This window comes from Marispirochaeta aestuarii (assembly GCF_002087085.1).
GTDB lineage: Bacteria > Spirochaetota > Spirochaetia > JC444 > Marispirochaetaceae > Marispirochaeta > Marispirochaeta aestuarii.
Genome location: NZ_MWQY01000013.1, coordinates 17,890 through 28,166 on the forward strand (window position 1 = coordinate 17,890; position 10,277 = coordinate 28,166).

Consider the following 10,277-nt stretch of genomic DNA (forward strand, 5'->3'; position numbering starts at 1 on the left):
GAACTCCATATAGATATGAGGTTAGGATGAACACCGATTCCCTTATAATCACGACATCGCCCCACATCCATCACCGGGACACCACCGCATCGATCATGTGGCGTGTCTCCGCCGCCCTTGCACCGGCGGCACTGTGGGGAGTATACCAGTTCGGGCTTTCGAGCCTGACGGTACTGCTGGTTTCCATTGCAAGTTGTCTGCTCTTTGAATACTTTGCCGGACGCGCGACCGGTCGTTTTACCCTGAACGACGGCAGCGCCTTCCTTACCGGGCTTCTGGTGGGAATGAACATGCCCGGCACCATTCCCCTCTTTATTCCGGTTATCGCATCGGCCTTTGCCATCCTGGTGGTCAAGTGGACCTTCGGCGGGCTCGGCCGCAACTGGATGAATCCGGCCCTGGCGGGGCGGGTTTTCGTCTTTTTCTCCTGGACCGGAGATATGACCACCTGGCCGGTCCCCAGGGCCCTGCGTCTTGACGCCGTGACCATGTCGACCCCCTTGAGCAGCATAAAAACGGGCCTCCTGGAGCTGACGGAGCCTGTATCCGGCCCCATGGCCCTGCTGCGGGATCTCGGGTTTCCGGTGAGCGATCTGGATATGAACCTGACAGCCTCTTTCCGGGGTATCTTCCCCGGCCTGGAGAACGGCTATTTTGATCTCTTTCTCGGGAACATTCCCGGCTGCATAGGCGAGGCCTCGGCCCTGCTGCTCCTTGCAGGCGGCATTTACCTGATGCTGGTCAAGATCGTCAACTGGGAGATTGTCGCCTCCTACGCGGCGAGTTTTGTCGTCCTCATCTTTCTCTTTGCGGGAATCCCTTTTGGCTCCGGTCTTTTTGCCGGAGACGTGCTGTTCCATATCCTTTCCGGGGGCTTCATGCTGGGACTCCTTTTTATGGCCACCGATATGGTCTCTTCGCCCCTTACGAAGAAGGGCATGCTGATCTACGGAGCAGGTATCGGTTTCCTGACCTTCCTCATCCGCATTTTCGGTTCCTTCCCGGAAGGGGTTTCCCTGGCGATTATCCTTATGAACATCTTTGTTCCCATGATCAACCGCTATACCCAGCCGAAGCTTTTCGGTGAAGTCCGCGAGGAGGCCGCCAAATGAAGACTATTACAGTAATCGGCGGTAAGCTCGCCCTGATCTGCGCTGTGGCCGCCTTCAGTCTCGGACTTGTCAATGCCGTAACTGCACCGCGCATAGAGGAATTGAGGCGCGCACGCCTTCAGGCAGCCCTGGCTGCTGTCGTTCCCGAAGGCTCCGCCGGAGAGTACGAAGAGGTTGCCGAAAGCGGCGTTGTCCGGGGGTACTATCCGGTAACCAGCGCCTCGGGTGAAAAGGTCGGTTATGTCCTGCGCCTGGTCGGCTCAGGCTACGGCGGCGACCTTAACATGATCGCCAGCTACCTCAAGGACGGTACGGTGCACTCCGCTGTTCTTATGGACAACCAGGAGACCCCCGGGCTGGGAAAAGAGGCGGAGAAGCCTGAATACATGCGCATGTTCAAAGGAACCGGCGGAGAAAAAGAGGTTCCCTACCGTAAGAGCCAGCTTCCGCAGGACCAGGCGGATGCCATCTCCGGCGCAACCATAACATTCAGCGGCATTGGCAAGGCCCTTAATACGGGCAGCGAGTTCGCCGCTGAAATGGGAGGAACAGAATGATACGCGAGTTTACCAAGGGACTCTTCAAGGAGAATCCCATATTTGTAGTCCTTCTCGGACTCTGCCCCGCCCTTGGGGTCTCCACAAAAGTCATAAACGCCCTGGGTATGGGAGCGGGCACCCTCTTTGTACTCGTCGGGTCAAACATCTTTGTCTCCCTTCTTAAAGGCTTTATCCCCGAGAAGGTCCGCATCCCGGCCTACATTGTAATAATCGCCTCCTTTGTTACCATCGTGGAGATGGTCATGCAGGCCTACGCTCCTGACCTGTACAACAGTCTCGGGGTTTTTGTTCCCCTTATAGTTGTCAACTGTATTATTCTCGGCCGTGCGGAGGCCTTCGCCAGCAAGAACAGGCTGCTTCCTTCGGTCATGGATGCCCTGGGGATGGGACTGGGATTTACCCTTGGTCTTTCGGCGATCTCCCTGGTGCGCGAGTTCTTCGGTAACGGTACCATTACCATTTTCCCGATTGCACCTTTGGGATTCGACGGTATCATCAGGATTCCCCTGATTTACCAGTCCCCCGCCAGAATTATGACCCTGGCCGCCGGGGCCCTCCTGGTAATCGGCTATCTGAAGGCTCTTCTCAACTACTACGAAGAAAAGAAGAAAGATGCGCCGAAAAGCGAAAAAGCTGTAAAGGAGGCCGCTTTAGCGGAATAGTCCATGATCTACATCGGAATATTTATAACCTTTGTTTTTATCAATAATTTCATTCTGACCCAGTTCCTGGGTATCTGTCCCTTTATCGGGGTCTCGAAAAACGTCGAATCCGCTGTGGGAATGGGTTTCGCGGTCATCTTTGTCATGTCCATCGCCACCCTGGCAACCTGGATCATCTATCACTGGATTCTGGTTCCCCTGGATCTTACTTTCTTGAGGACCATCTCCTTTATCCTGGTGATTGCCTCCCTGGTTCAGCTGGTGGAGATGGTGATTCAGAAGGTCTCTCCCGCTCTGTATAAGGCCCTGGGTATCTATCTACCCCTGATAACCACCAACTGCGCCGTAATGGGTATGGCGGTTATCGCGGTACAGAACAACTATAATGCCCTGGAAAGCTTTATCGCCGGTTTCTCCGCGGGGGTGGGCTTCCTGCTCGCCATCGTGCTGATGTCCACGATACGGGAAAAGCTGGATAGCGAATGGATTCCCAAACCCTTTCAGGGAGTCTCCATCGCTTTTATTACCGGCGGGCTGATGGCAATGGCCTTCATGGCCTTCGATAAAACCCTCCTGAACAACCTGTTCCCCGGACTATAGGAAGTAAGCATGAGTATTATTTCTGCATTGTATGCATTAGCTGTTGTCGGAGTTCTCGGACTGCTGTTTGGGGCAGGTCTCGCTGTGGCTTCACGGGTTCTGTCGGTTGAAAAGGACCGGCGAATCGAAGAGGTTGAAGCTGTACTCCCGGGAATCAACTGCGGCGCCTGCGGTTTCGCCGGATGCGCAGCCTATGCTGAGGGCATGGTCAAACAGGATGCCGAAATCAGCCTCTGTTCTCCCGGTGGTCAGGAAGTCATGGTTGCTCTGGGAAAAATTCTCGGCAAAGAGGTCGATCTTACAAAGGAAAAGATGGTAGCCCAGGTACACTGCAGGGGCAACCGTGAAAGATCAGTGTACAAGTATGACTATAAGGGCGTGGAAGACTGTGTCAGTGCCCATATACTCTACGGTGGCGACAAGGTATGCCCCTACGGCTGCCTGGGACTCGGCAGCTGCATAAAGATCTGTCCGGTAGACGCGATCTCCTATGACGAGGATAACTGCGTCTGGGTGGACAAGGACAAGTGCATCTCCTGCGGCAAATGTGTCGATATATGCCCCACCGGTGTTATCCGGATGATTCCCTATTCGGCAGACAGGATTGTCGCCTGTAATTCCACCGACAAGGGTGGAGTTACAAAGAAATACTGTACAGTCGGGTGTATCGGGTGTAAGCTATGCGAGAAGAAGTCTCCTGAAGGGGGATTTCAGGTGGAGAATTTCCTGGCTAAAATCGACTATGCCCACAAGGGTGAACGTGAGGAGGCCGCCAAGGCCTGTCCTCCGAAGTGTATAATAGCCGCGGATAAAAAATAAAAAAAGGAAAAACTATTTCTGTAATGCCGATTCAAAAGTTGGTGCTTGGAATACGAAACAGTCTTCCTGTCGGAACATCGGAGGAGGAGTTCGAAGAGAATTATCAGAAGGTCCTGAAACCCTTCATGACTCTCCTCTACAACCATCCGGGAGTGTATCTCTGGAATTACTTCTCAGGGAACCTCCTGGAGTGGCTTGAAGAGCGGCACCCCGAGTTCATAATGCTTTTGAATGACATGTCCAAGCGAAAACAGATCGAGCTTTTGGGGGGGGTGCATTACGAGGCGTTCCTTCCCCTGATACCGAGTCCTGACCGCCTGGGGCAGATTGAATATCTTACAACCTTCATACGAAAGCGCTTTGGCCGTCGTCCCAGAGGAGGGGTCCTTCCCGGAGACGTATGGGAACCCTCCCTGGCGAGTACCCTCAAGAGCGCCGGTTTCGACTACATCCTGCTGCCTGACAGCTACTTCGCCAATGCCGGGTGCCGGGGAAAAGAGCTCTATATGCCCTGTTATACCGAGGATCTGGGAAAGAACCTGATTGTCTATCCCGTATCCACCGGGCTTTCCGGACGTATCGGTACCATCGACCCGGGCACTTTTATCGATGAGCTCTCTCTTATCTATCGGAATACCGGCACCGAGGTTATCTGTCTCTATCTGAATCCTCTGGGGCTTCAGGACTGGTACGACGAGTTTTTCAGCCTCCTTGAAGAGCGCAGCAATGAGATGTCCACGTTCAGACCTGTCCGTTGTACACGGAATCTGGAGAACCTCGGTAAACGGTACTTTTCCAGCGTCACCTTTCAGAGCATGATGCGCTGGATCGAACGCCGACCTGCAGGAAAGGACCAGGAAGATCTGGATGCCTCGGTCCTGCCCGCCGGATCCTACCGTCATTTTCTTACCCGTTACCCGGAAGGAAACGCTCTCTACAGCAAAATGATGTATACCAGCCTTCTGGTAAACCAGATCCGTGGCGACCGCTCACGGAAAAAGACCGCCCGGGAGGAACTCTGGAAGGCCCAGTGCCACTCCGCCTACTGGCACGGAAGGGATGGTGGAATCTATCGCCGTGCTTTCCGTCAGGCCGCCTATTACTCCCTCCTGGAATCAGAGAAGGTCACCAAGGAACGGGGAATCTTCAAGCCCTCGATCTTTACCACTGATTTTGATATGGACGGCAACCAGGAGTACCTGTATCGCGGAACCAATATAAACGCCTATGTCCACCGCTTTGGCGGGGGACTCATCGAGCTTGATTATTTCCCCGCCTCCTGGAATTACTGCGCCACCATGGCCCGGCACGAAGAACTGTACCTCAACGATGAGCTGCCCACCGACAGCGTTCCCAGGTACTCCTTTCTTGATCACATAAGCGACAGAGCCCTGGTTCAGGAAGATCTGAAACATGGGGTGGTCCCGGATATCGCTGATCTGTCCAGGAAGGTGTACGAACAGGATGCTTTCCACCGCGAAACCCGGGAAGTCAAACTCAAGGTGGACGGCAGCATCAAGACAGAAGAGGGCGAGCTGCCTGTAGTTCTCCATAAACAGTACAGCTTCAAAAAGAATATCTTCATGGTTGGCTATCACCTGTCAACCGGTGCCCCCAACAGCAGGGAGTTCTATTTCAATACGGAATTGAATTTCGCGTTTACTTCTCCGGGGAACCTCCGGATCCAGCTGAATGAAAATTCTGCCGAGGGAATGACACTGCTGCTGGAAGACCGGGGCATCAACAGCCGAATAAGCCTGAGCTGTCAGACTCCCTTTACATGGCACAGCCTTCCCATGAATATTCCCTACCTTACGGAAGGTGGAATCGTGGAAGAGTATCAGCAGCACATGCTGGTCCTGGGCTGGAAGATTCTCCCGGATATGGAGATCCCCTGGACGGTCGAGGTCCAGGTAAAGCTGGACAAGATATAGGGTTTTTTTAAAAGCTGCTGTTTCCTGTTTGACCATGGGACACCGGGTTTTAGAGGTGTCCAGGGCTGGCTACGACAGGAACGTTTCCTAGGGGGAAGTCGCAAGACGCGGATAGATCCTGTCGATCCACGGCTGGGATTCGGCGTAATAATCCTCTTCAGCCGTCAGGAACTGATAAAGGGCCTCCCGATAATTACCGGTAAAGTAGTATGCCTGTCCCAAGTAAAAACGGGCTGCATGATCCACTGAATCTTCCCGTCTGATGGAAAGGAATTCCTCCAGGGCCGCCGCCGTTTCCTCGTATTCTCCTTTGGAAAAACGTTCCCTCAGAATGAGCGAGAGGGTATAGGCCGCACCGCTGAAATCACCGTGAAGGTGGGACGGGAGAATTTCCGCTTCGGCGGGCTTCTCGTGCTTCTCGGGAATATCGGCAAGCAGCTGGTCCACAACGGCCGCGGCTGCCGCTCCCATGGGACGCGGGGCCGGACTTATCTGGTTCAGGGAAGGAGCGAGCTGGTCTCCTGAGACTACGCTGCGCTGGAGCATCAGCCTGGGAAGGGGCGGGGAGCGGAGGCTTATACTTGGAGCAGCCAGGCCTGTGCGCCGGGCTTCCTCTCCTATTTTAACCGGCTGCACGCTGATATTCTGACCGGGATTGAAAACAAAGGTACCGGTCTGGATCAGCTTGGTATCGAAAATGCCGTAATAGTAGGGGATCCCCGGAATGGGATAATCGGTAAATGTGGTCTGATCGCTTTCGATCATGCCGATGCTGCTGGCACCCAGCAGCCCGTCCACGTCGGCGATGGGGTCGGTATGCCGGTAGATTGTCAGGCTCCGGTCTTTCCTGTCTGCCTGGAAGCGAAGCTGAATTCCCTCTCCCCGGACTTCCGCTTTCAGCCCGGTGACCGAGGCGGCAAGCTCTTTTTCGGAGACCACCGGGAGAGCCGATACGGGGTATACCGTCTTGTTTCGAAAGGGAATAAAGAGTTCGAAGAGTCCTCCGTCGGGATCCTCCAGGAGAACGGCATAATAATATTCCTGCCTGTCTCCGGGATAATCGACAAAGGTGGAAATCCCGGGAGGAACGGCAGCTATCTCCTTCGCATCGCTGAAATTCCCTTCCTCTATCTCGGTGCTGTGGCGGAAAATATGATAGGTTCCCAGAACGTCCGGGGAATCCCTCCAGGTAAGGCGGATTCCTTCGCCTGCTTCCACGGCCCGCAGGCTGGATGGAAAAGGGGAGAAGATGGTTCCGGACTGTGAGTACAGCGGAAGGCTGTACAGGAAGAGACCCATAACTGCAATTGTCAGGGGAAATCGAAAACCTTTCATATGCCTACCAGTATTATCGGAAAACGCTGGTATAATCCATAGTCCTTTCCCTCTTCTGTAGGTCCATCAGTGTATATCTGCTTGCCCAGAAAGGCTTTTTCCCTGTACACTGACTTCAATGTTTGTTGCCGTTGCCTGTGATTTTGCCAATGACGATCATTCCCGGGAGGTAATCAAGCTGCTTGGCTGGTACGGATTCGAAAAGGTCCAGGAAGGAGTGTGGGAGACCGCCTCGATTCCGGAGAACACCCTGGCTCGTTTAAAACGCGATATCGATCGCAACTGCGATTCCTTCGATTCCATCCGGTTTTACCAGTTCCCCATGGAAGAGACCATGGTCATTACCTCGTTAAAGGGAAAACGCTGGCGGCGTATTATTCTTGAATAGCTGATTGAAAAGGAGAACATGAACATGCTGAGTGAACTTGACGATGCAATACAGTCCCTGAACACCGAAATCCTCGAAATCTGGAGGGGTCTTTGACCCGGAACGGATAGAACACCAGATTCGTGAAAAAGAGGCGGTGACGGCGGAACCGGATTTCTGGAACGACCGTGAGGGAGCGGAAAAGCTCATGTCGGAGATTACCGCACTGAAACGCTCCTACGAGCCCTGGAAGGATCTCAAAGGGAAGATCGAAGATCTTTCGGAGCTGTACAGCCTGGCTCTCGAGGAGGGAGATGACTCTGTCGAAACTGAGCTGAAGTCGGGGATCGATGAACTCGGCGCCGAGCTTCAACAGCTGCGGCTGATGGACATGCTCTCCGACGAGTTCGACCGTAATCCGGTCTTCCTGACCATCCACTCCGGGGCCGGCGGAACCGAAGCCTGCGACTGGGTCAGTATGCTGTACCGGATGTACAGCCGCTGGATAGAACGGCGGGGGTTCAAGTCGGAGATTCTGGATCTGCAGGAGGCCGAGGGGGGCATAAAATCGGTAACCCTTCAGGTAAAGGGAGATTATGCCCACGGCTATCTCAAATGTGAAACCGGCATTCACCGGCTGGTACGGATCTCACCTTTCGACTCCTCGAGCCGAAGGCATACCTCCTTTGCTTCGGTCTATGTCTCTCCGGTTATCGAGGATGATATCGAGGTTGATATCAGGCCCGAAGACCTGAGGGTCGATACCTATCGTGCCCAGGGGGCCGGAGGTCAGCACGTAAACAAGACGGATTCAGCAGTGCGAATGACCCACCTGGCTACCGGAATTGTCGTGCAGTGTCAGAACGAACGGAGCCAGCACAAAAACCGGGACATGGCCATGAAGATGCTGAAATCCCGGTTGTACGAATACTACAAGGCTGAGAAAGAGGCGGAAAAGGAGAAGAGTGCCCAGGAAAAAAAGGATATCTCCTGGGGTAACCAGATCCGGTCCTATGTTTTTCATCCCTACAACATGGTCAAGGACCACAGAACGAAGCACGAAACAGGGAATGTCCAGGCTGTCATGGACGGAGATCTGGATCCCTTCATCGAAAGTTATCTCAATTTTATGTGGAAACAGAAGAAGGAATGAACGGGGTCCTCATCGTCGACGATCTGGAGTTTATGCGAACCGCGCTGCGGGAGATACTCGATAAAGCAGGAATTCCTGTTGTCGGCGAGGCCTGTAACGGCATCCAGGGGGTGGAGTTCTACTCCCGGCTGAATCCCGAGGTTGTCCTTCTTGATATAACCATGCCGGAGATGGACGGTCTCGCTGCCCTCAGGAGAATCCGAAAGGATGACCCTTCCGCCCGGATTATCATGTGCTCAGCCCTGGGGCAGGAGTCCACTATTCTCAAGGCTATCCGCTACGGGGCCAGGGATTTTGTTGTCAAACCCTTCAAGCCTGAACGGATCGTCTCCGCCGTCAAAAAGGCACTGCCCGGATAAAAATGAAACGAGGAGCACTGTCCGGAGGGATTTTCCCGGTACTGCTTAATCTCCTGCTCCTGATTCCGCAGTATGCAGGTGCTGCCGAGGATCCCCGGGAGGAGTACAGGATCGCCCTTACCGGTTTTACCGCCCTCGGTCTGCCCCGGGAACATGCGTATCTGGCCCAGGCCCTTCCGCGCCTTATGCTGCATACCCTTGCGGGACTGGATTCCCGCTATATCAGCGATAAGGAGAAGTCTGCTTATATCTGGAGAATCGAGAGGGAAGTCCGGCGGGAAGCTGCGCTCAAGTCGGCGAAAGCCAGAGAGGAGAACTCCTTCGACGCGATAAAAAGCGGGAGTCTTGAGAGCCGGCTCAATGACGAGACTGCCGAAACCGAGGAGGAACTCCTTCCTGCGGAAATTCAGGACTATAAACGGATAGAACTCTTCAATGGTCCGGGAGAGATTCCGGATCTTCCGGTTGATCCTGCGCAGTACTGCAGGAAGAATAACCTGGACATGCTGATATCCGGCCGGATAGAATCGATCGGCGAGCTGGTTTACTTTTCCCTGGAGGCCTACACCTTTGCAGAGGCCCGCTGGGATGAGTTCTTCTTTTCCGCTTCCGGATTCACCACCCTGGAGGATGCCCTTCTTCAGGCCCGGGGAGCCCTCAGAGAAAAGGTCCTGGGAAGACCCTGGAGTTCCCTCTCTATTATCACCCGGCGGGATGCCTGGATCTATCTGGACGGGGAACTCCGAGGTGTCGGGGGGCTGAATAATCTGATTCTCTCTCCGGGCGGGCACAGGATCCGAATCGAGGCGGAGGCTGCTGAAACCCTGGAAGAATCAGTATTCCTTAAAGCCGGGGAAGAACAGCGTCTTGAGTTCAGCCTGACCGAATCCCCGGTGCCGGAGGTGGAAATCGTCAGTGATCCTGAGGGCGCTGAAGTATATCTTTCCTCCCTGTGGGCAGGAACGACCCCTCTGCTTCTTCCGGATACCGGGCGCAGCGGAACCCTCAGACTTGTGCTGGAGGGCTACAGGGATGTTCTTGTTCCCGCAGCGGAGCTTGAAACCGGGAAAAACAGTTTTATCCTGGAGCGGCAGCTCTACGATCCTGACCTTCGGCTCAGGGCAAAGCGGGACCGTCTGTATACGGCGGTGGGGCTTTTTACCCTTTCTCTGCCGGTGACCATGTTCAGCTATTCCCTGTACCGGGATTACTGGAACCAGGCGGCCCTGTACAATGACAGCGGTTTTTCCGACCGTTCCTTTTTGTACAACGGCGCTTTTTATGGTAGTCTTTTCGGGTCTTCCATGCTGTTTGTACATATGGTACGGTCCCTTATCGATTACCGGGTTGCCGGCGCGGAGACATTTTAATCACAC

Annotated in this window: 11 protein-coding genes; 10 read left to right on the forward strand and 1 reads right to left on the reverse strand. The window is 54.2% G+C overall.

Going from position 1 to position 10,277, the window contains the following annotated elements; genetic code table 11:
- Positions 1–26: 26 nt before the first annotated feature.
- Genes B4O97_RS12375 through B4O97_RS12400 form a run of 6 tightly spaced genes read left to right on the forward strand, consistent with a single transcriptional unit; the run spans position 27 to position 5,687 of the window.
- Positions 27–1,112 carry an RnfABCDGE type electron transport complex subunit D gene (locus tag B4O97_RS12375; protein WP_083051236.1) on the forward strand — a complete coding sequence of 362 codons (1,086 nt, stop codon included), beginning with the start codon at positions 27–29 and terminating at the stop codon, positions 1,110–1,112.
- Entirely contained in the window at positions 1,109–1,669 is a 561-nt protein-coding gene (locus B4O97_RS12380; protein WP_083051238.1) for an FMN-binding protein, read from the forward strand. The genes B4O97_RS12375 and B4O97_RS12380 overlap by 4 nt, the downstream gene beginning before the upstream one ends.
- Entirely contained in the window at positions 1,666–2,334 is a 669-nt protein-coding gene (rsxE, locus tag B4O97_RS12385; RefSeq protein WP_083051240.1) for an electron transport complex subunit RsxE, read from the forward strand. Before B4O97_RS12380 ends, rsxE begins: the two co-directional genes overlap by 4 nt.
- 3 nt (positions 2,335–2,337) lie before the next feature.
- The gene (rsxA, locus tag B4O97_RS12390) at positions 2,338–2,934 is read left to right on the forward strand and encodes an electron transport complex subunit RsxA (protein WP_083051242.1); all 597 of its coding nucleotides are present in this window, start codon (positions 2,338–2,340) and stop codon (positions 2,932–2,934) included.
- A gap of 9 nt (positions 2,935–2,943) precedes the next feature.
- Complete coding sequence (locus B4O97_RS12395; protein ID WP_083051243.1) at positions 2,944–3,753, forward strand: RnfABCDGE type electron transport complex subunit B; 810 nt, start codon at positions 2,944–2,946, stop codon at positions 3,751–3,753.
- Positions 3,754–3,776: 23 nt separating this feature from the next.
- Positions 3,777–5,687 carry an alpha-amylase/4-alpha-glucanotransferase domain-containing protein gene (locus B4O97_RS12400; RefSeq protein ID WP_083051245.1) on the forward strand — a complete coding sequence of 637 codons (1,911 nt, stop codon included), beginning with the start codon at positions 3,777–3,779 and terminating at the stop codon, positions 5,685–5,687.
- 87 nt (positions 5,688–5,774) lie between these two features.
- On the opposite strand, the gene B4O97_RS12405 is transcribed toward B4O97_RS12400, so the two are convergent.
- Positions 5,775–7,022: a tetratricopeptide repeat protein gene (locus B4O97_RS12405; RefSeq protein WP_083051246.1), complete on the reverse strand. Its 1,248-nt coding sequence runs from the start codon at positions 7,020–7,022 to the stop codon at positions 5,775–5,777.
- Between the two features lie 118 nt (positions 7,023–7,140).
- Here B4O97_RS12405 and cas2 point away from each other — a divergent pair, with 118 nt between their 5' ends.
- The 4 genes from cas2 to B4O97_RS12425 all read left to right on the forward strand — a co-directional run bounded on the left by cas2 (position 7,141) and on the right by B4O97_RS12425 (position 10,271).
- On the forward strand, positions 7,141–7,410 hold the full coding sequence (cas2, locus tag B4O97_RS12410) for a CRISPR-associated endonuclease Cas2 (protein ID WP_083051248.1): 270 nt from the start codon (positions 7,141–7,143) through the stop codon (positions 7,408–7,410).
- A gap of 24 nt (positions 7,411–7,434) precedes the next feature.
- A protein-coding gene (gene prfB / locus B4O97_RS12415; RefSeq protein WP_143305678.1) for a peptide chain release factor 2 occupies positions 7,435–8,542 on the forward strand; the annotation gives its coding sequence in 2 pieces (ribosomal slippage) (positions 7,435–7,494 and positions 7,496–8,542; 1,107 coding nt in all).
- Entirely contained in the window at positions 8,539–8,901 is a 363-nt protein-coding gene (locus B4O97_RS12420; protein ID WP_083051251.1) for a response regulator, read from the forward strand. Before prfB ends, B4O97_RS12420 begins: the two co-directional genes overlap by 4 nt.
- A gap of 2 nt (positions 8,902–8,903) precedes the next feature.
- Positions 8,904–10,271: a PEGA domain-containing protein gene (locus B4O97_RS12425; RefSeq protein ID WP_083051252.1), complete on the forward strand. Its 1,368-nt coding sequence runs from the start codon at positions 8,904–8,906 to the stop codon at positions 10,269–10,271.
- Positions 10,272–10,277: the final 6 nt, after the last annotated feature.